The sequence below is a fragment of the Pseudoalteromonas sp. XMcav11-Q genome (assembly GCF_040104525.1).
Classification (GTDB): domain Bacteria; phylum Pseudomonadota; class Gammaproteobacteria; order Enterobacterales; family Alteromonadaceae; genus Pseudoalteromonas.
The window spans coordinates 97,594-121,578 of record NZ_JBECOX010000005.1 but is presented as its reverse complement, the minus strand read 5'-3'; the positions used below and the strand labels follow the sequence as shown (position 1 = coordinate 121,578).

Genomic DNA, 23,985 nt, shown 5'->3' with positions numbered 1-23,985 from the left:
TATGTCTTTTGTAGAAACTCAGCGGCAGTTTATGGCGCATATTAGAGATCCAGACAACCAACCTGCACCTGATGGCGTAGAAGCTCGGCGATTAAAAATCTATCAAGAGCTGTTTTTTAATAATGTTGAAGGCTTCGTGAGCAGTGCGTTTCCTGTACTTAAAAGCTTGTATACTAATGAAGATTGGTTGGCGTTAATTAGGCTATTTTTTGTTAAGCACGATTGTCATTCGCCATACTTTTTAGAGATTAGCAAAGAGTTCTTGCAGTTTTTACAAACAGAATACGAGCCCTCTGAAGCTGATCCTGAGTTCTTGTTAGAGCTTGCTCACTATGAATGGCTAGAGCTAGATGTAGCAACGACCGTTGAAGCAGAGCATGAGCTTTCGATTAAGGTACAAGCGCTTGCAGATGTTGAAATTAGCTTGGCAAGTACAGCCAGAGTTGCACATTATCAATATCCGGTTCATCAGATCAGTGAAACCTTTAGGCCAACTAAAACAGCAGGGCAAACGTTTAGCTTTGCATTGTATAGAGACGAAGAGGACGAAGTTCAGTTTGTCGCACTAAATCCGATGACGGCCTTAATGTTATCGGTGATTGAAGCCAATGATGGTATGCAACTCACTGACATTGTGGATGTTATAGCGCAGCAAGTGCCTCAGTTTACCGTTGAACAGCTGCAGCAAGGGGCACGGCATACACTAGCTGAATTCGCGGATCTTGGCATTATCAAAACAAAAAACCTTTAAGCTATTGGCAACATCGACTATTATACGGCCTGTTTTTGTCGTGCTTAAACTCGGACTAGGGCGCTAGTCAATGCTTTCTGCTGCTATGCAGTTGGCGCGAGTTGTAAAATTAAAGGTAGTATCTATGTCTAAAGGTGACTTTAAAGATCCGTTCAATGCAAAGTATTTCCTTGCATTTGTTGCTGTATTCGCTGGAATTGGTTGTTTAAACGCGATTCTAGGCTGGGCAACAGCGCTTGCATAAGGCAAGCTGAACGTATTTACCTAGAGGCTGCTTTTCGCAGCCTTTTTCGATTCTATACAGATATATACCAATTAGTCTTAATACTTGCTCAATTTGAAGGAGCAAATCTGACGCTAACTGCGTTAAAAATTTCTCATTTAGAACAACTAAATCGCAAAACTTTCGCCTTGCCTATATGGATGTAGGTACCTTGGCGTGAGCAGGATGCGGAAGCGGTGTTATCGACAAGATTTTCTCGCCTCAAAATAGATCACTTAATTAAGCTAATGGGTATAAAATACTCACTAAATTGGTCGCTTTTCCCCCATCCTGACACACAAAGTCACTCAGTCGGTTTCAACCGGATAGAAAATTGTTATAATCTCACTCTTTTGTAATAAACTTAAAGCAAAGCAATTATGACGACAGAGAATATGTCATTGATCAAAAATAGTATCGCGACGGTTCCTAATTACCCAAAACCAGGGATCATGTTCCGTGACGTGACTTCACTTCTAGCAAATCCAGCTGCGTTTAAGGCAACAATTGATGCATTCGTTGCGGCTTATAAAGATGGCGGCTTCACTAAAATCATCGGTACTGAATCGCGTGGTTTTATCTTCGGTGCACCATTGGCGTATGAGTTAGGTATTCCTTTTATTCCAGTAAGAAAGCCGGGTAAATTACCGCGTGAGGTGATCAGCCAGTCTTACCAGCTTGAATATGGTGAAGATACGCTTGAATTACACTCAGATGCAATTGAAACAGGTGATAAAGTGCTACTTGTTGATGATTTACTTGCAACAGGTGGTACTATTGAAGCAACAGCAAAACTGGTTAAGCGCTTAGGCGGTGAAGCCACTGATGCGGCGTTTGTTATTTCATTGCCTGAGCTTGGTGGTGAAAAGAAAATCAACGATCTTGGGATCAAAATCCTTTCACTTGTAGAGTTCGAAGGCGAATAAGCATGAGCTATCAGGTTCTGGCGCGAAAATGGCGTCCGCAAAACTTCCATGAATTAATGGGGCAAGAGCATGTTAAACAAGCTCTGGTTAACGCACTCAATGAAAAGCGTTTACACCATGCCTATTTATTCACCGGAACACGTGGTGTGGGCAAAACAACCATTGCTAGGATCTTTGCCAAAAGCCTTAACTGCGAACAAGGCGTTACTTCAACGCCTTGTGGTCAGTGTAGTGCCTGTACTGAGATTGAAACTGGTAAGTTTATCGATTTAATCGAAATTGATGCGGCTTCTCGCACAAAAGTTGAAGACACGCGAGAAATCTTAGACAACGTACAATATGCACCAACCCGTGGTCGCTACAAGGTTTATCTCATCGATGAAGTGCATATGCTGTCGAAGCACAGTTTTAATGCGCTCCTTAAAACCTTAGAAGAGCCGCCAGAGCACGTAAAATTTTTGCTCGCCACAACCGATCCACAGAAGTTGCCTGTGACTATTCTGTCTCGCTGTTTACAGTTCAACCTGAACGCAATGACACAAGGGCAAATAGTTGAACAGTTAGAGAAAATCCTGCCGCTAGAGCAAGTTGCCTTTGATCCAGTAGCGCTACAAACGTTAGCGAAGGCCGCTGATGGCAGTATGCGTGACGCACTCAGTTTGACTGATCAGGCTATTGCACAAACAAATGGCAATTTAACGGTGCCTGCAGTGCAATCTATGCTGGGACTGATGGATAGTGCTCATGCGGTCATTTTGCTGTCTGCAATTTTATGTCACGACGGTGATGCCTTACTCAATGCGGTTGAAAAAATAGCACTACAAAACGGTAATTTTGTCAGTGTGCTGGACGATTTAATTGCGTTATTGCATGTTATTCAGCTCACTCAACTTGTGCCTAGTGCTGCGCGGTTATCAAATTTTGATAACAACGACATTAAGCTATTTGCCGAGCAATTAGCACCGCAACAGGGTCAGTTGTTGTATCAACTGCTGTTAAATGGCAAAAAAGACCTAAAGTGGGCACCCGAGCCTAAACTTGGGTTTGAGATGGTCATGCTGCGCTTAATGGCGTTCGAAAAAGAAAGTCATAGTGTAGTGCCTAGCGCTCCTGTGAGCCAAGAGACTTCTGAAAAGCAAAGCAAAGTAGGGGATTTACGAGCGCTGTTAGAAAAGCCAACGGAAGATAATGCAACGGTAGCGGCATCACCTCAGGTGCAGCCGACAGCAACACCTACATATGCACCAGAAGCAACGACACCAGCCGTGCAACAAACAACACATTATGAGCCGGTGTCGCCAACGCCAGCTGTGCAAAGCCAAGCACCAGTCGCCTCTGTGCCATCTGAGGCGGAGATGGCCAACCAATACGACAGTATCATGTCAGAGGCGGTAGAGCAGGGGTTCCAAGAACAAGTTCCTGCACATCATCATGAAAGTGCGCCAGTCGATGATGCTGCATACGCGCAAATGGCATCGCAAAATCAAGAGGATTGGTCTCAACCTGAGGTGCAAAACCAAAGCGCTTCAGAACCTGTTGCTACGGCCAGTGTTACTGAGCAGCAAAACCAAGCCCAGTCAGCAATAGCACGAATTTTAAAAAATCGTAATATCTCTGGGGCGGGTCGATTGGTGGGAGCCAATGGTGAGGTAAAAAAGTCTGAGGCGCCTAGTGCGCCAATGCCAATAGAGCAAGCGCCAGCCACGACGGTAACCACACCTGAGTATCAGCTTCAGCCTCAGCCGCAACGTGCACAGCCGGCAGCACCTCGCTTGGCACCAAAAAAGCAAAAGAAAGAAGCGTTTCAAGAGCGCCACAAACCTATTACGGAAAATTTAGCGCCAGAATTGCTAGAGCAGTTATCACCGGTAAAACAAGATGATAACGAGCAAAGTATTCAAGTGGAGATCCCTGCACCGGAAAACTTTGTTAGTCCTATCAGTGGCATTAAGTTTGCTCACCAGAGCGACGATTGGGCAAACATGATTGAAAAGATGCAATTAGGTGGCCGAATTCGCCAGTATGCATTACACAGTGTGATAACGCAGCAAGGCGCGCAGGTACAATTGCAAGTAGATGCGAGTCAACAGCACTTGGATTCAGCAGTGCTGAGAGAGAAACTAACTGAAAGCCTAAGCGCATTACTTGAGCAGCCAATCGCGCTTGAGATTAACTATATCGACACGGTAAATAACACGCCGTTTTTGGTACAGCAACAGTTAGATGAACATAGGCTTGTCCAAGCTAAAGCGGCGATGCGTGACGATCCTCTCGTCAGCGCGTTTGTCCAAGAATTTGACGCAATGCTTGACGAAAATAGTGTTCAGGCATTGTAATTAAGGGCGTTAGCCCTTATCTTTTATCACAGTAAACCAAATTGAAGTATAAGAGAGCAGAATATGTTTAAAGGCGGAATGGGCAACATCATGAAGCAGGCGCAGCAAATGCAAGAGCGCATGGAAAAAGCCCAAGAAGAGATCAAGAGCCTAGAAGTAACAGGTGAAGCAGGCGCAGGTTTAGTAAAAGTGACTATGCTTGGTAGCCACAACGTACGTCGCGTAGAAATCGACGAAAGCCTAATGGAAGACGACAAAGACATGATCGAAGACCTACTAGCCGCTGCGGTAAACGACGCAGTGCGACGTGTAGGTGAAGAAACGCAAAAGCGTATGTCAGAAGTCACCGGCGGCATGCAAATGCCTCCAGGTTTCAAAATGCCGTTTTAATAAGAATCCTATAAAAATAGCGCCTAAAGGCGCTATTTTTTTGTCTGAAATTTAGGGATACCTAATAGATACCACGGATTCGGTGAGGGCTGTTACTTTATCTGAGCCCTTAAAATTATCATCGTAATCTACTTTTTTGAAAAAAGAGGGTTCTAAATGGATTTAAACCGATTCTATAGCACGGGATTTAGGCATTTTACATTGAAAATTATCTTTATATAATTGAATAATAAAGCTTTTATTTTTTGTGGAAATGTTCTAACTTAAGTCTATCTGTATTGAACTACTCTAAATGTGGAGATGGATTTATGAAGTATCAAAATCAACTTGACCAGTTAAAAAGTGGCAGTTTAACGCGAGCTCAAATGGCTGTTTTACAAGAAAATGCGCTACGCATTTTCAACAAAGGAGATAAAGACGCAAAGTTAATACTTGATGCGATCCCATATAGTAAGCCTGCAGATACATCAATTTTATTTATGGGCTTTTGTCCCGAAGCTGATTTTTCAAATAGATTAGATATTTTTTGGAAAGAAAATGGGATTTGTCGTTTTGACTATCTAGAGAGTGAAGTTCAGATAAATCGATGGTATGAAGTGTGTGCAGGTGACCTTCTTGTCCTTAAAAAGCGTGAACAATTTGGTAAAACCATGAAGCTATACGGTTTCGGTAGAGTAACTAAGATATGCCATGATGATGAAAATGTTCGTTACTTTGAAGTTAGCTGGGCTGAGCAATCAAGAGAAATTGAAGTACCTCTGATGGGTTGTAACAGTACTGTCGATATCAAAGCTATGGAAATGGTAGAGCAAGAAATGCCCGAAGCGTTTTGGCATTGGCTTAACCTGTAAAGGACGAACAAAATGAAAAACATAATATTAGTTAGAGGCCCAGAGTACTTAGCCGAGCAGGCTTTAGTTGGTTATGGTTGGCGTGAAATTAATTTGAGTAAATTTAATTCTTTTTTTGAAATTGATGAGTTTATTAAAGAGAGGGGAATCGATGTCGGCAGACAAAGAAATCAAATCAAACGATTTTTTGAAATTTCAGCAGGCGATATCGTAGTAGTTCCGATAAATAGGGCTGTGTTAATAGGGGTTGCAGTTGGTGAAAAATCATTCGCTGAAACACCTTGGAATGGAGCTAATAGAGTCGCGGTCAATTTTTTTAAAAAGTCTAATGGTAATTTGGTTAAGATCCCAAGGTATCAATTAACCGAGGGCTTACAAAGCAGATTAAAGATAAGGATGTCGATTGCCAACCTTAATGAATTTAAAGAAGAAATTACCGGCTATATTGAAAAACTACAGCAAAACCTAGAGATAAAATTTGACTCAGAATTTCAGACTCGAGTAGAAATTGAATTAAAACATATTGAACGTAGTTTGCTAGATAGATTGATAACAGGGCAATCTAGACTAGAAAGTGGTGGGTATGGTTTAGAAAAGTTAATTGCTGAACTCTTAGAAATTGAAGGTTATCGAACGCATATTATGTCAAAAAGTCAGACAAATGATCATTCTGATATTGATATTAGGGCGGAAAAAAGTGATGACTTTTCTGGGACAAATATCGTGTATGTTCAGTGTAAGCATCATTCAGGTACAACTAGTAATTGGGGAGTTGATCAGTTAATTGAATTTGAAAAAGAAACACCGAATGTTAGTTTATGGTTGATTACCACTGGTATTGTTTCAGATGAAGTTAAAGAATATGCAAGTGAACATGGGGTAAGTGTTATGGAAGGAGAAGCATTAGCCGCCAAAATAATCTCTCAAGTTGATAAGTTGTCTGTTTCAACTAAAGAAAAACTAGGGTTATCTGTACTTCCTAAGTTACTCTAATCGACCTTAGCCAAGATGTTGTGACATGCCCTTGGCTTTAACAGGTTAATAAAATTTAGCCACCTTATCAGCGGTGTGCCATTAGAGGGGATGTGGACAATAAGATGAGTAAACGTGCACTAGTTTTTCCGCCCAATTTTAAGCTGGTTTTGTACGCGATGGTGGTGATGTGCCTCGTACAGGTGTTGGGTGGTATTTTTGGCTTACCCGCCTATCGTTTTGGGATTGTACCGCATAATGTTCATCATTTGAGTGGTGTGTTAACCGCGCCTTTTGTGCATGGTAGCTGGGGACATTTGCTGAGTAATTTGCTCGGCTTAAGTATTAGTGGCTATTTGGCAGCGAGATTACCAAGGTTTAAGCGAGCAACACTTTTTATTGTGGTTGCTACAGGGCTGTTGGTGTGGCTGTTTGCTGGGCACGCTAATCACATTGGTGCATCAGGCATTGTAATGGGTTACTTTGGCTTACTGCTGGGTGCTGCGCTATTCAATCGAGATGTGCTTGGTATTGTTAGTTTTATTGCTCTGCTGGTATTGACTTACTATGCCAACATTAGTTTTTTAGCGACGTTATTTGATTTTTCTGCACAGACGAGTAGTTCAAGTCATATTTTTGGGTTTTTAAGCGGATTAGGCGGGGCATACTTAACCAAGCAAAAGCGTATTGCTCGGCGTTAAAGCAGCATAACCTACCAGTGACGGCAGGTTATGCTTTGGGATTTAAGTTATTACCAAATACGCACGCGTTCTTCAGGTGCTAGGTACAGTTTGTCGCCCGGTTTAACGTCAAACGCTTTATACCATGCATCATGGTTGCGAGGCGCAAGGGCTCTAAATTGACCCGGTGCGTGCGTACCTGCGCGTAGCTGGTTTAGCATGCTTTGCTCAGTACGCTTTTCTTTCCACACTTGTGCCCAAGCAAGGAAGAAACGTTGGTCGCCAGTCAAGCCATCAATCACAGGTGCTTCTTTGCCGTTTAGGCTCAGTTTATATGCATGATAAGCCATCGCAAGGCCGCCCACGTCACCGATGTTTTCGCCAAGGCTGTTGCGACCGTTTACGAAGTTACCTTCAATAGGCTCATATTTGTTGTATTGTGCCGCGAGCTTGTCTGCTTTTTCTTCGAAAGCAGCGCGGTCGGCATCGGTCCACCAGTTACGCTGAATACCATTGGCATCGGATTTTGAGCCTTGGTCGTCAAAGCCGTGGCCCATTTCGTGGCCTATCACCGCGCCAATACCGCCGTAGTTTACTGCAGGATCTGCATTTGGGTCGAAGAATGGCGGTTGTAAAATTGCCGCAGGGAAAACGATTTCATTAAACGAGCTGTTGTAGTAGGCGTTTACGCGTTGCGGTGTCATACCCCAGCGGTTACGATCGGTTTTTTCAAGCTCTTTGGCGATACTGTCATTGCGGAAAAACTCACGTAGGTTTTTCACATTCGTCATTAAGTTATCGCGGGTTAAGGTTAACCCATCAAATGATTGCCATTTATCAGGGTAGCCAATCTTAGGCGTAAATGCGGCAAGTTTTGCTTGAGCATTTACTTTTGTTTCTTCCCCCATCCAGTCTAAGCTTTCAATCCTTTCACCAAGCGCGGTGCGTAGGTTTTCAACCAATTCTGACATTTGTTTTTTAGAAGACTCTGGGAAGTAACGGGCAACGTAAACTTTACCAATTGCAAAGCCAAGCGACGTAGTGCCAGACATTTCGCTTATTGCGCGTTTCCAACGAGCACGTGGTTCTTGTTGACCACTTAAATGTTTGCCATAAAATTCAAAGTTAGTATTGAAGATATCTTCAGACAGCAGCGACGCATTGCCGCTAATTGCGTGATAAGTTAAGTAGTCTTTCCAAACGGCCAAGTCTTCAGAGTTGATAAGCGCAATCATTGCTTTAATCGGCTCTGGCTGAGACATATTTAGCTGAGGCACTTTGTAGCCTGTTTCAGCAAAATATAAATCCCAATTAAAACCTGGGTACTGTGTTGCTAGTTCGTCACGTTTGACTTGATTTAATGTCAGGTCGCGATTTCTGCGTTTTTCACGTGGCCAGTGTCCCTCAGCAATTTTAGTTTCAAGTGCAAGAATGGCCTCTGCGCGCTCAGTCGGCTTGTCTTTACCCGCAAATTTAAGCATATCTGCAATATGCGTAACGTATGCTTCTCGAGTTTTAACAAAACGCTCAGCCTCTTCTAAATAGTAAGAGCGATCTGGTAGTCCAAGTCCGCCAGCACCCATCGACATCTCATATTTATTTGGGTCTAGACGGTTAAACCACATACCGCCGCCGATCGGCGCATTTACGCCAGTTAACCAAGATTGTCCGAATGCTTTGGTTAGACCGTCAGTGTTGTTAATGGCGTCAATGTCAGCAAGTAGTGGCTGAATAGGTTTAATACCAAGCTTATTTAGGGTTTCAACATCCATATAAGCATTGTAAAAATCGGCAATTAGCTGCTCTTCGGCGTTTAGGTTTTTACCGTTAGCAATCTCTTCGATAATGGTTTTTACTTGCTCTTCACTGCGTTCAGCAAGTGCAGAGAATGCACCAAAACGCGTTTTGTCTGCTGGCATTTCGTAGTTTTTGTACCAAGTGCCGCTGGCGTACATAAAGAAATCATCGCCTGGTTTTACACTTTCATCGCGTGCACTGAGGTCAACACCAAAGTTGCCAAGTTCGGCCTTACCAGTGGCTACCGCTGCGTTTTCTGTTTTTTGGGTTTCACTTGTTGTGACTTGTGGCTCAGAGCAAGCCGTCAGCATAACGGCTGCAAGTGCACTTGCTATTATCGTTTTTTTCATTATGTAGTCTCTATCTAGTTCGAGAAGTGAGCCCGACAGTCGTCCTATTGTATTTACTATCGGGAATGGAACCATTGTCGAGCGAATACCTGTTTGCTGCAAGCATTTGAGTCGAATTGTTGAAAAATTCATGGTAAATGCGTTTTTAAACTTCACAATGCGTGAAGGGAATTGAAATTGCTTCAAGCTTTAAATCAATAGAAATATCCCTTATCATTTCGGCATTGTTATCGGTGCGTTTGCACTGCATGGGCCACAAGAAACGAATTTATGCAATTATCACCAAGTTTAACGGCGCTTATTGAAGCGCTGCGTTGTTTACCTGGCATTGGGCCTAAGTCTGCGCAACGTATTGCCTTTCATTTATTAGAGCGAGACAGAGAGGGCGGCAGCCAACTGGGGCAAAGCCTTACTCATGCGATGCAAGCCATCGGTCATTGCTCAAGCTGCCGAACATTTAGTGAGGTTGAGGTGTGTGATATTTGCCAAAGTATCAAGCGCCAAGACACAGGGCTGCTTTGTGTGGTTGAATCACCAACGGACGTATTGGCGATAGAGCAAACGGGCCAATTTAATGGCTTGTATTTTGTGCTGATGGGGCATTTATCGCCTCTGGATGGAATTGGCCCTAATGAAATCGGCCTTGATGTCCTTGAGCGTAAGCTAAGTGCTGGCAATATTAATGAAGTTATCTTAGCGACAAACCCAACGGTGGAAGGCGAGGCAACGGCACATTATATTTCTGAGTTATGTCATAAGTATCAGGTTGAAGCGTCACGTATTGCCCATGGTATGCCTGTCGGCGGTGAGCTTGACCTGGTAGACGGTATGACGTTAATGCATGCGTTTAGCGGGCGTAAGAAGCTCTAATCTTAACGCTTCTTGCTAAAAGCCCTGTTTTTGGAGCAATTGAATCTAAAAAATAGGGCGATTTGTTAAAAATTTTGTTCAGTCTCTTGAAAGTTTTTTCTCCTCCCCCATATACCTAGCATATTGATAAAGAACACTGCATTAATTGCTTATATTGGAGAGAACAATGTCCGCAGCTCAAAAAGAAACATTAGGCTTTCAAACAGAAGTCAAACAATTATTAAACCTAATGATCCACTCTTTGTACTCAAACAAAGAGATCTTTTTACGCGAATTAGTATCTAACGCTTCAGACGCGGCTGACAAACTACGTTATTTAGCTTTGCAAAATGGTGACCTTTACGAAGGTGACGCGGAGCTACGTGTTCGCTTAAGCGTAAACAAAGATGCAAAAACCATTACCATTTCTGACAATGGTATTGGTATGACGCGTGACGAAGTGATCAGCTCATTAGGTACCATCGCAAAATCTGGTACAGCTGATTTCTTTAAAAACCTAACTGGCGACCAAGCAAAAGATTCACAGCTGATTGGTCAGTTCGGTGTTGGTTTCTATTCTGCATTCATTGTTGCTGATAAAGTAACGGTTCGTACGCGTAAAGCGGGTGAGTCAGAGGCGGTTGAATGGGAATCGCAAGGTGAAGGCGACTTCACGATTGCTGAAATCGAAAAAGCAGAGCGTGGTACAGAGATCACACTACATCTTCGTGAAGAAGAGAGTGAGTTCCTTGAAACTTATCGCCTTCGCGGTATTGTGACTAAATACTCAGATCACATTTCAATTCCTGTTGAACTTTATAAAGACCCAGTTCCTGAATCTGAAGGCCCAGATGGCGAGAAAATTGAAGCGCAACCTGGCGAGTGGGAAGCGATCAACAAAGCCACAGCACTTTGGACTCGTGATAAATCAGAGATCAGCGAAGAAGAATATAAAGAGTTCTACAAGCATGTTGGTCATGATTGGGAAGAGCCACTCACTTGGGCACACAATAAAGTAGAAGGTAAAACTGAATACACCAGCCTACTTTATATCCCTAAAAAGGCACCTTTCGATTTATACAATCGTGAGCGTCAAGCTGGCCTTAAGCTTTATGTACAACGCGTGTTCATCATGGATGATGCCGAGCAGTTTATGCCAAGCTACCTGCGCTTTGTTAAAGGCTTACTAGATTCTAACGATTTACCGCTTAACGTATCTCGTGAGATCCTACAAGACAACAAGATCACTCAAGCTATTCGTAAAGGCTGTACATCTCGTGTACTTAAAATGCTTGAGCGTATGGGCAAAAACAAACCAGAAGATTACCAAGCATTCTGGAATGAATTTGGTAATGTGATCAAAGAAGGTCCTGCTGAAGATTTCGCAAACAAAGATGCTATTGCAAAACTATTGCGCTTTAGCTCTACACATACTGACGAGAAAACGCAAAATGTTTCTCTTGAGCAGTACATTGAGCGTATGAAAGAAGGCCAAGATAAGATTTACTATGTTGTGGCTGATAGCTTTGAAGCAGCAAAGAGTTCACCGCATCTTGAAATCTTCCGTAAGAAAGGCATTGAAGTTTTACTGTTGTCGGATCGTGTTGACGAGTGGATGATGAGCCACCTCACTGAATTCAACGAGAAGCCACTTCAGTCAATCACGCGTGGTGATCTTGACTTAGGTGATATGGATGACGAAGAGACGAAAAAAGCACACGAAGAAAGTGAGAAAGAAGTTGAAGGCCTAGTTGAGCGCGTGAAAACAGCACTTGGCGATAAAGTGAAAGAAGTACGCTTTACGCACCGCTTAACAGATTCTCCTGCGTGTGTGGTTGCAGACGATCACGACATGAGCTCTCAGATGCAAAAGCTAATGGAGCAGGTGGGTCAAGCCGTGCCTGAGTCTAAGCCGGTATTTGAACTTAACCCTGAGCACCAATTGGTTAAGCACTTGAATAACGAACAAGACGAAGATAAGTTTGGACAATGGGCAGAAGTACTACTAGACCAAGCAATGCTTGCAGAGCGTGGTAGCCTGAAAGATCCAGCGGGTTTTGTAAGCCGTCTTAATAAGCTAATGCTAGATCTACAAAAGTAAAATTAATGAAGTAAATTGGTATAACGAATTGAAAAAGCCGGTCGTTGTTAAGTGACCGGCTTTGTTGTATTTATTGATGAGAGTATATAGTGAGGCTATAGACTCTTCAGTGCGCCAACGACTTCTTCGTAGTTTGGCTCTTTTGCTAAATTTTCTACCAGCTGCTTGTAAACAACCTTGTGTTCCTTGTCTAGCACAAAAATTGCACGACTGAGCAGGCCCATATCTTTAATCAACAAGCCATAATTTTCACCAAAAGAATGCCATACGGCGTCTGATAATGTTTTAACCTTGTCGATATTTTCTGCTTTGCAAAAGCGCTTTTGCGCAAACGGCAAGTCAGCACTAATCGTCAACATGGCAACATCAGGAAATTGGCTTGCTACTTTTTCATTGAAATGTTTAGTTTGTAGGCTGCAAGTGCCAGTATCTAGGCTTGGAACAACACTAATTAAAATTGCACGACTTTCAAAGTCTTTCAGGGTAACAGGGCTGAAGTCAGCATCGGCAACCTTAAAATCCGGTGCAGCCTGACCTTGCTTTACACCATTACCAAGCAATACCACCGCTTTACCTTGCGCTTTTACCTTGCCCATATCTACCGAGTTTTCAGGTAAATCATAAGCCAATGATATCGCACTAAACAGACCACTCGCTAAAACTAACGCTTTCAGCATAAAGTATTCCTTTTGAAGTTAACTTAATTGATTTGAGTGTATTATACTGACAGTAACTAACCAAGCTTAAGTGACATTTAGATTGTCAAGATGGCGTCGTTTTATTAACATATGTCGCAATTTTAAGCTTTAATCTCATAATTATAACTAAAACTTCCCGACATCGTGCCGATACGCATGGGAAACAGAAAGAGAGCTTGTATGTCAACACTAGTCCTAATTTGTGACGATTCAAAACTTGCCCGTCGGCAGCTGGCGCGTTCATTGCCAGACGACTGGGATATTAAAGTAGAATTTGCAGAGAATGGACTCGACTGTATTAAACAAATAAAAGCACTTTCTCCAGAGATTCTATTCCTTGATCTAAATATGCCGCAGATGGATGGCTATGAAGTGCTACAGGCCATTACCGAGCAAGATTTATCCGTGCTTACTGTCGTTGTTTCCGGCGACATCCAGCCTAATGCGCACCAACGAGTGATAGAACTTGGCGCTATTGATTTTATCCGTAAGCCCTGTGATGCAGCTAAGCTTGCTGAAATTATTGAGCATCATGGAATAAAAGACAAAGCAATCAGAGAAAGCTTGGTTCATAAACTTGGTGAGCAGCTAGACCCTGAGATCCGTGATATCTATCAAGAGCTTACCAACGTTGCTATGGGGCAGGCGGGGGATTTGTTGGCGCGATTGCTAAACGTATTCGTTGAATTACCTATTCCAAACGTTAATGTACTCGAAGTCAATGAGCTGCATATGGCACTGCAAGCAATTGATGCGAGCGCAACTACGTCGGGCGTTTGCCAAGGCTTTATTGGCGGTGGTGTTTCCGGAGAAGCGCTACTACTGCTCAATGATTCTAGTTTCAAAGAGATCGCATCTTTGATGAATTATCATGGCGATCTTAATACCAAAGTTGAGCTCGAGCTTTTAATGGATATTAGCAATATCTTGATTGGCGCAATTTTAACGGGACTATCTAAGCAGCTCGATATGTCTTTCAGTCAAGGCCACCCAGTGGTGCTTGGCCAACATTGTGATGTTGCTGAGCTTGTGAAAGCCAACAAAGCGAGATGGCAAAGAACGCTCGCTATAGAGATTAGCTATGGCATCGAGCATCACAACATTAACTGTGACCTTATGCTGCTATTCACAGAAGACTCGCTTAAAACATTAAAATACAAAGTAGCCTATTTATTGGATGATTAACTATGCCTGCAGCCGATTTTGATATGAATGAAATCCATTGGTTAATGGATATGTTTAACACCGTAGATGTTGGCTTGGTGGTACTCGATCGCGACTACAAGGTATGTATATGGAATGGTTTTATGGAAAATCATTCTGGTTTGTTACCGAGTGCGGTTAAAGATAAAGACATTTTTGATTTGTTCCCAAGTATTGATGAGCAATGGTTTAGATCAAAAGCTGAGCCTGTATTCGTGCTAAAAAATCGGTCGTTTACCATTTGGGAGCAGCAGCCGTATATTTTCCGATTCAAAAATTATCGACCTATCACAGGCAAAGCGGATTATATGTATCAGAATGCAACTTTCATCCCATTGACCACAGTGACGGGGGATGTAGGGCATATTTGTGTGATCATATACGATGTAACCGACGAAGCAATCAACAAGTTAGAGCTTGAGTCGTTGAATAAACAATTAGAAAAAATTAGCCGAACAGACAGTTTAACGCAGTTGCATAATCGCGGCTTTTGGGAAGAAAGCCTAAAGCAAGAGTTTAAACGCTTGAAACGTAATCAAGGCCAAAGTGCATTGCTTATGTTTGATATTGACCACTTTAAGCGTATCAATGACGAATACGGTCACAGTGGTGGAGATGAGGCAATCCGCCATATCTCTGACTTACTACGCAAAACACTACGCGAAACGGACACTGCAGGCCGCTACGGCGGTGAAGAGTTTGCAGTGACTTTGCTCGACACAGACGTAAAGGGTGCAATCACTTTCGCCGAAAGACTGCGCTCGTTAATAGAAAACTCATCTATTTACTACGATGAACAACAAATAAAGATTACGGTTAGCCTTGGTGTTGCCGTGTACGAAGAGTCTTTTGAAAAACATGAACAATGGATTGAAGCCGCGGACAGCGCTTTGTATGTTTCTAAAGAGGGCGGAAGAAATCGGGTAACTGTATACTCTGAAGACATGGCCAGCGAGTAAATTTATCTTTATATGGTGACTTTAGCGCGATGCGGTTCTATTCATATTGCCACTTTATAATTCTTACCCCACTAACTTTTTAGTATCGGTGTGGAATGAACAGCGGTCTGTTAGACAAATCAACAGTATCGTTCGGTTATTCCGCGAATTAAAGTGATAAAAGTGGCATCTTACTCACCGCTAAATACATCACGATAACGACTGAAACCGGTATGGTTAAGAGTGCAAGTTTAGTAAAAGGGCCGTGGTAGAGCGCTAACCAACGCCGTTGCTGAGCGCTTGCAATGCCCAAGTGGACTCTTTTAGATGCCTTTGCTGCTAACCAATTTCCCAAGAAAATATCCACAATCTCTAACGGGATAATCACGAGACCGACCACAAGTAGCTTTTGCTGGAGCCATGGAGATGTAAACCATCCAGCTAAAAAAGCCATAGAAAAGCCTGTTAATAAGAGGACAATAAATGCTACATGTTCCAGTGTGACCATGAGAAAGAACACATGATCCACCTTCGCGGTCACCGGTCCTATATTTTCATTTTCTATTGCTTTTAATACAAGCCAAGCACCAAGAGCTGGGCCGAGCCAAAAAATCAAGGCACCTATGTGCACTAATTTTAAGATTGCGTATTCCATCTAGGCCTCAAAACTTGATGTGCAAAGATAATCATCCAAAGTGTACTAAGAGTCATGCTTGATGCAGTAAATATCTCAGCAGCTTTAAGTTGACCAGCAGCGATAGATACAGACAGCAATAAGCCTAAAATCCAAGCGGTGATCCCCCACACTGATACCCATGTTTTAAATATACCTTGCTTAATGGCTAGACAGGTTAACGTAAGCCCTCCTAAATTATAAAGGCCATTACCTAAGTAACCGGTTAGATGGGTTGCAATATGCTCAAACAGTAAAAATACAGATTCTCCCATGGCTAAATGAACTACTTTTGGTAAAACAAAGGCATAAATTACTTCAGCAATTAGATCTGGGGCCACACCCAAGGCGACTAATAGCAGGCCAACATGCTTTCTAAAGTCTGCTTTGAGCTCACCTGCTAAAATAACACTAAATACTAAAAGACCTAGTGCAGAGAACATCCAAGCTATCCAAGACCACTGCCACAATACTAAGTTTTCAGCAATAAACTCCATACGCATTATTACCGTGTTATCAAGAGGCAAGCCAGGACGCATCGGTCCATGCATTAATAGGCATGCCGCAGTAATTATTGCAGCAATTAGATAAACAACAACAAATTTGGTTTTGTATTGATCCATTGGTTTTATGTCTGGATTAGAGTCCTTTGGTTCATCTTAAATCTATACCCAAAATTGGTAAAGCCTTAGTCTGAGTAGACACTATTTACTTGGTGAAAATTGAATAAACCTTGTCTTTAAACTATAGCGGTTAACCAGAGTTGTTATGTCTACGCTCATGCTCTTGATATCAAAAGACTTGTAAATCATGGCTTATCTAGCTTTAATGGAGGAGTGGGGAGTTGAGTTCTCAATTAGAGGTCTTTAGCCATTTATTTTAAGATGAGGCAGGTGAATAGTAGTTCCTTAAATGATTTTAACTCATTAGGAAGAATTCCATAGACTTCAGTCAATATGAAACACTTGCTTGAAATGCGTAATCACTTACAACAATAAAAGGGAATGAAAAATGAACGATAATGATGAATACTGGGGGATGCCGCTAAATACATACTGTATGTTATTACATTTGAGCCAACTGGCGAGCTTTGTTGCTCCGGGACTAGGGCTTGTATTACCGGTGGTTATGTGGGCAACCAATAAGGATAAAAACGAAACAATCGACCAACACGGAAAAGCCACTATTAACTGGTTAATTAGCTTAATCATCTATTCCATAATTTGCGGTATTTTAGTTTTTGTCGCGGTTGGTATTTTAGGGTTCGTTGTGTTAGCTATTCTTAATATTATATTTGCCATCATTGCCGCGATGAAAGCCAATAATGGGGAAGTATGGATTTATCCACTTAGCTTCAATTTTTTTAAGTAACCGGCACTTTGAATAGCGAAGCTCTGCAGTTGGAAGTGTTTACGTGCTGTCTAGAATTTAATAACACACCTCACTGTAGAGTAGTTGAAGCTAAAGTGTCTAAGCATTAGAAAGGAGTCACGGCAAATACAACCTGTTTGCCGTCTCCTAAGTCAAACTAACAGAGTTACGATTCACTTTCCTCTTCAGGGCATTGAGCTATCTGCTCGATATTGCCATTTTCATCTACTTGCTCAAGTCTCACTTTAAATCCCCATAAGCGATAGAGGTGCTTTATCACTTCTTGTTTAGAAGCGGCAAGTGGGATCCCGCCTTGCGGGACATACCTCAGCGTAAGTGAGCGATCTCCCCGTACATCGACGTCATAAACTTGAATATTAGGCTCATGGTTACTGAGGTTGTACTGCGCTGAAAGGGCACTGCGAAGTTGTTGATAACCCATTTCGTCGTGAATAGGGCCAACTTCCAAATGCGGAGATTTTTGTTTATCGACAATCGTAAAAAGCTTAAAGTCGCGCATGAGCTTTGGAGATAAAAATTGGCTGATAAAGCTCTCGTCTTTAAAATTTTGCATCGCAAAATGCAGTGTATCCAGCCAGTTGCTCCCCGCAAATTCCGGGAACCACTGTTTGTCTTCTTCCGTTGGGTTTTCGCATATACGGCGAATATCGACCATCATATTAAAGCCGAGCGCATAGGGGTTTATCCCAGAATAAAATTTACTATTGTATGGCGGTTGATACACAACATTGGTATGGCTTTGCAAAAACTCCAACATAAAGGAATCACTTAGTTTTCCCTCGTCATATAAATGGTTCAAAATAGTGTAATGCCAAAATGTAGCCCAGCCTTCATTCATGACTTGAGTTTGTCTTTGCGGGTAGAAGTACTGTGATACTTTACGCACAATACGAATAATCTCGCGTTGCCAAGACTCCAACAATGGGGCATTTTTCTCGATGAAATACAGTATATTTTCCTGGGGTTCTGATGGGAAACGGGCACGGTTGTCTGTTTCTTCATCTTCACCTTTAGGAATGGTTCGCCATAATTCATTAACTTGGGACTGCAAATAATCTTCCCGTTCTTTTTGCCGTTTTTGCTCTTCAAACATAGAGATCCGTTGCGGCCTTTTATACCGATCAACACCGTAATTCATTAATGCATGACAAGAGTCAATCAGGTTTTCTACCTCATCAATACCGTACTTTTCTTCACACTTGGCGACATAATTTTTAGCGAATACCAAGTAATCAATGATGGATGATGCGTCCGTCCAGGTTTTAAATAGATAGTTACCCTTGAAGAAAGAATTATGACCATAGCACGCATGCGCCATCACCAGTGCCTGCATAGGCATGGTATTTTCTTCCATTAAGTACGCAATACAAGGATTAGAGTTAATCACAATCTCGTAGGCAAGACCCATTTGACCTCGTTTGTAGGTTTGCTCAGTCTGGATAAATTTTTTACCGTACGACCAATGTGCATAACCAATTGGCATGCCCACACTTGAGTAGGCATCCATCATCTGCTCAGCTGTGATCACCTCAATTTGATTTGGGTAAGTATCAAGTCTGTAATGCTCGGCTACACGAGCAATTTCCTGATGATAAGTATCAAGTAAATCAAAGGTCCAATCTGGACCATCGTCAATTGGCTGATATGTCATCGCGCAACCCTCCAAAAATTATGCCGCACTTTGCTTATTTTTGTTCTTCTTGAACAATTCTCTAAAGATAGGGTAAATATCTTCTACACCTCGAATGTGCTGCATAGCAAAGTTGTCAAATGAGTTGGCTACTCCTTGATACTCCCGCCACAGACTTTGGTGTGCACGGGTCGTTATCTCTATATACGCATAGTAGCGGACAATTTTAAGTAGTTTGTTAGAGAGTATTTGGGTGCATTGTGGAGAATCATCTGCCCAGTTATCACCGTCAGAGGCTTGTGCTGCGTAAATATTCCAATCGCCTTGGGCATAACGCTCTTGAATGATTTCATCCATTAATTTCAGTGCACTAGAGACAATTGTGCCACCTGTCTCTTGCGAGTAGAAAAACTCTTGCTCGTCTACTTCTTTTGCTTGGGTATGGTGGCGGATATAGACTACCTCAATATCTTTATAAGTGCGGGTTAAGAACTGATAGAGCAAAATATAAAAACGTTTTGCCATGTCTTTGGTGGCTTGATCCATTGAGCCAGACACATCCATCAAGCAAAACATGACCGCTTTGCTGGTGGGGTGCGGACGCCTTTCGTAATTACGAAAGCGTAGGTCGTAATTGTCGATGAAAGGCACCGCGGCTATTTGCTCTTTTAGCACTTGGATCCGCAGTTCTATATCATTGATTTTTTGTTGAGGAGGAACCGGTTCAGCAAGCATACTCGCCAGTTCTTCCTCCAACTCCCTTAACTCTCGGCGTTTACTCGAGGTCATCGCAATGCGGCGTGCCATTGAGCCTTTTAAACTACGTACAATATCTAGGTTACTAGGCATACCATCATTACAAAAGCCAGCTCGATGCGTTTTCAATTGCATTAATTTATCTAACTGGCTTTGTTGTAAGTTGGGTAACTCCAAGTCTTCAAACAATAGGTCTAAGTATTCGTCTTTTGAAATAGAAAATACAAAGTCGTCTTGTCCTTCGCCTTGGTTACTTGCCTCGCCATCACCTGACCCACCACCTTGCCCAGAAGGAGGGCGTTGGATCCGATCGCCCGTTGAAAATTGATCGTTACCTGGGTGAATGAGCTCTCTGTCACCCCCTTTTCCCTGATGGAAAGTGGGCTCGCTGATATCTCGTTGTGGGATAGAAATGCTTTCGCCACTGGAGATATCAGTCACACTACGTTTGTTGATGGCCTCTGAAACCGCTTTCTTTATCTGCTTCTTGTAGCGGCGGATAAAACGTTGGCGGTTCAGAGTGCTCTTATTTTTACCGTTAAGACGGCGGTCAATAAAATGCGCCATATAACACCCTCTTCATACTAACAAGTTACTGTGACTTTCTAACTCTTAAATACCATTCTGAAAGTAGGCGAACTTGTTTTTGGGTATAGCCTTTATCAACCATACGATTGACAAAGTCCTCGTGCTTCTTCTGATCTTCGGCAGAGGTTTTTGCATTAAACGAAATCACAGGGAGTAAGTCTTCGGTATTAGAGAACATTTTCTTCTCGATAACCGTTCTTAGTTTTTCATAGCTGGTCCATACTGGATTGTCACCATTGTGATGGGCTCTTGCTCTTAAAACAAAGTTGACTATCTCGTTACGGAAATCTTTGGGATTGGAAATACCGGCTGGCTTTTCAATCTTTTCCAGCTCGCCGTTAAGTGCGGCTCTATCAAACAGTTGGCCAGTATCTGGGTCACGATATTCTTGATCTTGGATCCAAAAATCTGCATAGGTAACATAGCGGTCAAAAATGTTTTGGCCGTACTCAGAGTACGACTCAAGGTAAGCTGTTTGTAGCTCTTTACCAATAAATTCGACATATTGCGGAATTAGATACCCTTTAAGGTGGCTTAGGTAGCGCTCTTGTACTTCTGCGTTAAATTGTTCGCGCTCAATTTGTTGCTCAAGTACATAAAATAAATGAACTGGGTTTGCTGCGACTTCACTATGGTCAAAGTTAAACACACGAGAGAGGATCTTAAAGGCAAAGCGAGTTGAGAGGCCGCTCATGCCTTCGTCCACACCAGCGTAGTCTCTGTATTCTTGATAGGACTTAGCTTTTGGATCTGTGTCTTTTAAGCTTTCACCATCGTACACCCGCATTTTTGAATAGATACTGGAGTTCTCTGGCTCTTTAATCCGAGACAGTGCTGAAAACTTCGCTAAAGTTTCTAAAGTGCCAGGCGCACAGGGGGCTTCCCTGAGCTCACTATTTTCAATAAGCTTCTCGTAAATTTTGACCTCTTCAGACACGCGTAAACAATAAGGCACTTTAACGATGTAAACACGGTCTAAAAATGCCTCGTTGTTTTTATTGTTCTTAAAGGTTTGCCATTCAGATTCGTTAGAGTGAGCAAGTATTAGGCCGCTAAATGGTAGGGCGGAAATACCCTCCGTACCATTGTAGTTGCCTTCTTGGGTTGCAGTTAGTAGCGGGTGTAGCACCTTAATGGGTGCTTTAAACATCTCGACAAATTCCATCAAACCTTGGTTCGCAAGGCATAGCGCTCCAGAATACGCATAGGCATCGGGGTCATTTTGAGCGAAATGCTCCAGTTTACGGATATCTACTTTGCCCACCAGTGCTGAGATATCTTGGTTGTTCTCATCCCCAGGCTCCGTTTTCGCGATAGCAATTTGATCAAGAATGGAAGGGTAACGTTTTACGACCTTAAATTGGGTAATATCTCCATTGTACTCATGTAAGCGTTTGGTCGCCCATGGAGACATTATCGTTTTAATATAGCGCCCAGGAATGCCGTACTCTTTTTCAAGTAGGTCAGCATCTTCTTGTGGGCTAAACAAGCAAAGCGGGTGGTCATTAACGGGTGAGCCTTTTAAAGAATAAACCGGCACCTTTTGCATCAAATACTTGAGCTTTTCTGCGATAGACGATTTACCACCACCTACCGGGCCGAGTAAATAGAGTACTTGTTTGCACTCTTCAAGCCCCTGTGCGGCATGTTTGAGATACGATACGATTTGTTCGATGGCATCCTCCATACCGTAAAACTCATTGAAGGCAGGGTATCGAGCTATTACTCTATTCGAAAACAGCCTGCTAAGTCTGGCATCTTTCGACGTATCGATCATTTCTGGTTCGCCTATTGCCATCAGAAGTCGCTCAGGTGCGCTGGCATAGGCTGATTTGTCATTTTTACAAATTTCAAGAAATTCCGCGATGGTGTACTCTTCTTCTTGCGCGGCTTCATATCTGGCCTGATAATGTTCAAATATTGTCATAACGACCTCCAATAAGCTACTTGGTGTGGTTTGCGGATCACAGATTTGGAAAGGTTACTTAAAGCTTAGTCGCGATATGAAGAATACCCAAAAAAAACTAGATTTTTTATGTATTAATGTTGAGTTACAGACATAAAAAAGGGCGCTGTTGCGCCCCATTGTTGCATCAATACTGATAGTTGATGTTAAGCTAGGTTGCTGTTTGCGAAATCCCAGTTAACAAGTGCCCAGAAACCTTTAAGGTAATCAGGACGAACATTACGGTAATCGATGTAGTAAGCGTGTTCCCACAGGTCAACTGTGATGATAGGTGTAACACCTTCTTCAGTCAGCGGCGTTGCTGCATTTGAAGTGTTAACGATATCTAGAGAACCGTCAGCTAGTTGTACTAACCAAGTCCAGCTTGAACCAAAGTTGTTAACTGCTTTGTCGTTGAAAGCTTCTTGGAATGCTGCGAATGAGCCCCATTTTGCATTAATTAGTTCAGCAACTTTACCTGTTGGTTCGCCACCTGCATTTGGCGCAAGGCTGTGCCAGTAGAAAGTGTGGTTCCAGATTTGAGCAGCATTGTTGAAAACACCACCTTCAGAGCTACATACGATCTCTTCTAGTGATTTACCTTCAAAGTCAGTACCTTCGATAAGGCCGTTAAGCTTTACAACGTATGTGTTGTGGTGCTTACCGTGGTGGAATTCTAGCGTCTCTTGAGAAACGTGCGGCTCAAGAGCATTTAGTGCATAAGGTAGTGACGGTAGTTCAAATGCCATATTAATCTCCATTTTTTGGTTGATTTGCCAATAACGCATACGAAAGGTAGCTAACATCAGCCCACTTTTCTATACCATTGGCCTATATAGTGATACTATAATTCCTGACTATTTTACTCAAGTTTTGGCAAACAGCAATGCGTGCCAGTGACTTAATGACTTATAATACACATTCTTTGTGAACATATGCCGAATAGAAGTCAAAGCGTAGAACATCGTGACAGGCGGTTATGCTTATTTTAGCCATGGCAGCTAAGGTTCTATCGCTGCTTAAAGTTTGGCATTATGAATGCAACAGGTGTTGTTAAGGTGAGTAGCAAGCTAAAACGCCGATGCTAAACTAAATATTGATAAGCATTGGATGAAACGTCATTTTGAGGTAACTAATGGAAACTATTGACAAGATTAAACAGCAGATCGAAGAAAATCCAATTATTCTATATATGAAAGGGTCGCCAAAACTCCCTAACTGTGGTTTCTCTTCGCAGGCATCTCAGGCTTTGATGGCGTGTGGTGAGCAGTTTGCTTATGTTGACATTTTATTAAATCCAGACATTCGTGCTGAACTACCGCATTATGCGAACTGGCCAACTTTCCCTCAGCTTTGGGTAGAAGGTGAGTTAATCGGTGGTTGTGACATCATCATTGAGATGTTCCAAAAGGGTGAGCTTCAACCTCTTATTGCTGAAACAGCAGCTAAATATAAGAAAGACGAAGCAGCAGCGGAATAAGCTAACCGCTAATGGCAGAGTAGATACTCTGCCATGCTTTATTTTCTAAAAATCTTCTAATATTTTCCTACCTACTTTTCTTAGCAAGTCTTTTTGTCTGCTGTTTGGTTGAAAACCGGCAGTTCATTGAATTTAAGATATCTACACTTTCATTAACGCTATCCGCGCTTATCTAACTCAGAGCTACTCGCTTATTTTTATCAACTTAAGTTGACGTTAGCGTCAAGCTAAAAACGCGCTCTGTTTTGCATACCTATATAAACAGTGTAATCGAACGCGCTCCGATATTGAGTTTTACAAAACTGAAAAGTGAATAATTATTCATTTTTATCAAAGTTTACGTTTACGTAAACGTTTATTCCTGATTGTGTTTTGTTGCATTTTTATTGGTGTGATACCGGTGTCATTTTACAAATT

Annotated in this window: 21 protein-coding genes; 13 read left to right on the top strand and 8 right to left on the bottom strand. The window is 42.3% G+C overall.

Going from position 1 to position 23,985, the window contains the following annotated elements:
- Position 1: 1 nt before the first annotated feature.
- From ABMY45_RS09930 to ABMY45_RS09900, 7 genes are all read left to right on the top strand, one after another.
- Positions 2-751 carry a putative DNA-binding domain-containing protein gene (locus tag ABMY45_RS09930; protein WP_349288827.1) on the top strand — a complete coding sequence of 250 codons (750 nt, stop codon included), beginning with the start codon at positions 2-4 and terminating at the stop codon, positions 749-751.
- Between the two features lie 642 nt (positions 752-1,393).
- Positions 1,394-1,939: an adenine phosphoribosyltransferase gene (apt, locus tag ABMY45_RS09925; RefSeq protein WP_010606415.1), complete on the top strand. Its 546-nt coding sequence runs from the start codon at positions 1,394-1,396 to the stop codon at positions 1,937-1,939.
- Between the two features lie 2 nt (positions 1,940-1,941).
- On the top strand, positions 1,942-4,275 hold the full coding sequence (dnaX, locus tag ABMY45_RS09920) for a DNA polymerase III subunit gamma/tau (RefSeq protein WP_349288826.1): 2,334 nt from the start codon (positions 1,942-1,944) through the stop codon (positions 4,273-4,275).
- Between the two features lie 63 nt (positions 4,276-4,338).
- The gene (locus ABMY45_RS09915) at positions 4,339-4,665 is read left to right on the top strand and encodes a YbaB/EbfC family nucleoid-associated protein (protein WP_010368987.1); all 327 of its coding nucleotides are present in this window, start codon (positions 4,339-4,341) and stop codon (positions 4,663-4,665) included.
- Positions 4,666-4,973: 308 nt separating this feature from the next.
- A complete protein-coding gene (locus ABMY45_RS09910) occupies positions 4,974-5,516 on the top strand; it encodes a hypothetical protein (protein ID WP_174168579.1) in 543 nt (180 codons plus the stop codon).
- A gap of 12 nt (positions 5,517-5,528) precedes the next feature.
- On the top strand, positions 5,529-6,509 hold the full coding sequence (locus ABMY45_RS09905) for a restriction endonuclease (RefSeq protein ID WP_206471597.1): 981 nt from the start codon (positions 5,529-5,531) through the stop codon (positions 6,507-6,509).
- 104 nt (positions 6,510-6,613) lie between these two features.
- Positions 6,614-7,189, top strand: coding sequence for a rhomboid family intramembrane serine protease (locus ABMY45_RS09900; protein ID WP_206471598.1), 576 nt, complete (start codon positions 6,614-6,616; stop codon positions 7,187-7,189).
- Between the two features lie 50 nt (positions 7,190-7,239).
- On the opposite strand, the gene ABMY45_RS09895 is transcribed toward ABMY45_RS09900, so the two are convergent.
- The gene (locus ABMY45_RS09895) at positions 7,240-9,315 is read right to left on the bottom strand and encodes a M13 family metallopeptidase (protein WP_227387233.1); all 2,076 of its coding nucleotides are present in this window, start codon (positions 9,313-9,315) and stop codon (positions 7,240-7,242) included.
- Between the two features lie 270 nt (positions 9,316-9,585).
- Between ABMY45_RS09895 and recR the strand changes: the two genes are divergently transcribed.
- The gene (gene recR, locus ABMY45_RS09890) at positions 9,586-10,185 is read left to right on the top strand and encodes a recombination mediator RecR (protein ID WP_010606421.1); all 600 of its coding nucleotides are present in this window, start codon (positions 9,586-9,588) and stop codon (positions 10,183-10,185) included.
- Positions 10,186-10,351: 166 nt separating this feature from the next.
- Positions 10,352-12,265, top strand: a complete 1,914-nt coding sequence (htpG, locus tag ABMY45_RS09885) for a molecular chaperone HtpG (RefSeq protein ID WP_010606422.1) — start codon at positions 10,352-10,354, stop codon at positions 12,263-12,265.
- 95 nt (positions 12,266-12,360) lie between these two features.
- Here the strand turns inward: htpG and tpx are convergent, their stop codons facing one another.
- The gene (tpx, locus tag ABMY45_RS09880) at positions 12,361-12,942 is read right to left on the bottom strand and encodes a thiol peroxidase (protein ID WP_010606423.1); all 582 of its coding nucleotides are present in this window, start codon (positions 12,940-12,942) and stop codon (positions 12,361-12,363) included.
- 201 nt (positions 12,943-13,143) lie between these two features.
- On the opposite strand from tpx, the gene ABMY45_RS09875 reads away from it, so the two are divergent.
- Positions 13,144-14,148 carry a response regulator gene (locus ABMY45_RS09875; protein WP_010606424.1) on the top strand — a complete coding sequence of 335 codons (1,005 nt, stop codon included), beginning with the start codon at positions 13,144-13,146 and terminating at the stop codon, positions 14,146-14,148.
- A gap of 2 nt (positions 14,149-14,150) precedes the next feature.
- On the top strand, positions 14,151-15,125 hold the full coding sequence (locus ABMY45_RS09870) for a diguanylate cyclase (protein ID WP_010375394.1): 975 nt from the start codon (positions 14,151-14,153) through the stop codon (positions 15,123-15,125).
- Positions 15,126-15,273: 148 nt separating this feature from the next.
- Here the strand turns inward: ABMY45_RS09870 and ABMY45_RS09865 are convergent, their stop codons facing one another.
- Positions 15,274-15,759: a DUF2269 family protein gene (locus ABMY45_RS09865; RefSeq protein WP_174168583.1), complete on the bottom strand. Its 486-nt coding sequence runs from the start codon at positions 15,757-15,759 to the stop codon at positions 15,274-15,276.
- Complete coding sequence (locus ABMY45_RS09860) at positions 15,741-16,400, bottom strand: hypothetical protein (RefSeq protein ID WP_206471600.1); 660 nt, start codon at positions 16,398-16,400, stop codon at positions 15,741-15,743. Before ABMY45_RS09860 ends, ABMY45_RS09865 begins: the two co-directional genes overlap by 19 nt.
- A gap of 388 nt (positions 16,401-16,788) precedes the next feature.
- Here ABMY45_RS09860 and ABMY45_RS09855 point away from each other — a divergent pair, with 388 nt between their 5' ends.
- Positions 16,789-17,148: a DUF4870 domain-containing protein gene (locus ABMY45_RS09855; protein WP_206471601.1), complete on the top strand. Its 360-nt coding sequence runs from the start codon at positions 16,789-16,791 to the stop codon at positions 17,146-17,148.
- 166 nt (positions 17,149-17,314) lie between these two features.
- On the opposite strand, the gene ABMY45_RS09850 is transcribed toward ABMY45_RS09855, so the two are convergent.
- From ABMY45_RS09850 to ABMY45_RS09835, 4 genes are all read right to left on the bottom strand, one after another.
- The gene (locus tag ABMY45_RS09850) at positions 17,315-18,820 is read right to left on the bottom strand and encodes a SpoVR family protein (protein ID WP_206471602.1); all 1,506 of its coding nucleotides are present in this window, start codon (positions 18,818-18,820) and stop codon (positions 17,315-17,317) included.
- Between the two features lie 18 nt (positions 18,821-18,838).
- The gene (locus ABMY45_RS09845) at positions 18,839-20,122 is read right to left on the bottom strand and encodes a YeaH/YhbH family protein (protein ID WP_174168584.1); all 1,284 of its coding nucleotides are present in this window, start codon (positions 20,120-20,122) and stop codon (positions 18,839-18,841) included.
- Positions 20,123-20,147: 25 nt separating this feature from the next.
- Positions 20,148-22,070: a PrkA family serine protein kinase gene (locus ABMY45_RS09840; protein ID WP_010606431.1), complete on the bottom strand. Its 1,923-nt coding sequence runs from the start codon at positions 22,068-22,070 to the stop codon at positions 20,148-20,150.
- A gap of 185 nt (positions 22,071-22,255) precedes the next feature.
- Positions 22,256-22,837, bottom strand: coding sequence for a Fe-Mn family superoxide dismutase (locus ABMY45_RS09835; RefSeq protein WP_010375405.1), 582 nt, complete (start codon positions 22,835-22,837; stop codon positions 22,256-22,258).
- A 386-nt stretch (positions 22,838-23,223) separates the two neighbouring features.
- On the opposite strand from ABMY45_RS09835, the gene ABMY45_RS09830 reads away from it, so the two are divergent.
- Entirely contained in the window at positions 23,224-23,568 is a 345-nt protein-coding gene (locus ABMY45_RS09830; RefSeq protein WP_010375406.1) for a Grx4 family monothiol glutaredoxin, read from the top strand.
- Positions 23,569-23,985: the final 417 nt, after the last annotated feature.

What these genes read in the sequence shown, in the direction of transcription:
- ABMY45_RS09875 (WP_010606424.1), top strand. Translation starts at nt 13,144, where the DNA reads ATGTCAACACTAGTCCTAATTTGTGACGATTCAAAACTTGCCCGTCGG.
- ABMY45_RS09840 (WP_010606431.1), bottom strand. Translation starts at nt 22,070, where the DNA reads ATGACAATATTTGAACATTATCAGGCCAGATATGAAGCCGCGCAAGAA.
- ABMY45_RS09850 (WP_206471602.1), bottom strand. Translation starts at nt 18,820, where the DNA reads ATGACATATCAGCCAATTGACGATGGTCCAGATTGGACCTTTGATTTA.
- ABMY45_RS09895 (WP_227387233.1), bottom strand. Translation starts at nt 9,315, where the DNA reads ATGAAAAAAACGATAATAGCAAGTGCACTTGCAGCCGTTATGCTGACG.
- ABMY45_RS09910 (WP_174168579.1), top strand. Translation starts at nt 4,974, where the DNA reads ATGAAGTATCAAAATCAACTTGACCAGTTAAAAAGTGGCAGTTTAACG.
- tpx (WP_010606423.1), bottom strand. Translation starts at nt 12,942, where the DNA reads ATGCTGAAAGCGTTAGTTTTAGCGAGTGGTCTGTTTAGTGCGATATCA.
- ABMY45_RS09870 (WP_010375394.1), top strand. Translation starts at nt 14,151, where the DNA reads ATGCCTGCAGCCGATTTTGATATGAATGAAATCCATTGGTTAATGGAT.
- ABMY45_RS09930 (WP_349288827.1), top strand. Translation starts at nt 2, where the DNA reads ATGTCTTTTGTAGAAACTCAGCGGCAGTTTATGGCGCATATTAGAGAT.
- ABMY45_RS09830 (WP_010375406.1), top strand. Translation starts at nt 23,224, where the DNA reads ATGGAAACTATTGACAAGATTAAACAGCAGATCGAAGAAAATCCAATT.
- dnaX (WP_349288826.1), top strand. Translation starts at nt 1,942, where the DNA reads ATGAGCTATCAGGTTCTGGCGCGAAAATGGCGTCCGCAAAACTTCCAT.
- apt (WP_010606415.1), top strand. Translation starts at nt 1,394, where the DNA reads ATGACGACAGAGAATATGTCATTGATCAAAAATAGTATCGCGACGGTT.
- ABMY45_RS09835 (WP_010375405.1), bottom strand. Translation starts at nt 22,837, where the DNA reads ATGGCATTTGAACTACCGTCACTACCTTATGCACTAAATGCTCTTGAG.
- ABMY45_RS09845 (WP_174168584.1), bottom strand. Translation starts at nt 20,122, where the DNA reads ATGGCGCATTTTATTGACCGCCGTCTTAACGGTAAAAATAAGAGCACT.
- htpG (WP_010606422.1), top strand. Translation starts at nt 10,352, where the DNA reads ATGTCCGCAGCTCAAAAAGAAACATTAGGCTTTCAAACAGAAGTCAAA.
- recR (WP_010606421.1), top strand. Translation starts at nt 9,586, where the DNA reads ATGCAATTATCACCAAGTTTAACGGCGCTTATTGAAGCGCTGCGTTGT.
- ABMY45_RS09905 (WP_206471597.1), top strand. Translation starts at nt 5,529, where the DNA reads ATGAAAAACATAATATTAGTTAGAGGCCCAGAGTACTTAGCCGAGCAG.
- ABMY45_RS09860 (WP_206471600.1), bottom strand. Translation starts at nt 16,400, where the DNA reads ATGGATCAATACAAAACCAAATTTGTTGTTGTTTATCTAATTGCTGCA.
- ABMY45_RS09915 (WP_010368987.1), top strand. Translation starts at nt 4,339, where the DNA reads ATGTTTAAAGGCGGAATGGGCAACATCATGAAGCAGGCGCAGCAAATG.
- ABMY45_RS09865 (WP_174168583.1), bottom strand. Translation starts at nt 15,759, where the DNA reads ATGGAATACGCAATCTTAAAATTAGTGCACATAGGTGCCTTGATTTTT.
- ABMY45_RS09900 (WP_206471598.1), top strand. Translation starts at nt 6,614, where the DNA reads ATGAGTAAACGTGCACTAGTTTTTCCGCCCAATTTTAAGCTGGTTTTG.
- ABMY45_RS09855 (WP_206471601.1), top strand. Translation starts at nt 16,789, where the DNA reads ATGAACGATAATGATGAATACTGGGGGATGCCGCTAAATACATACTGT.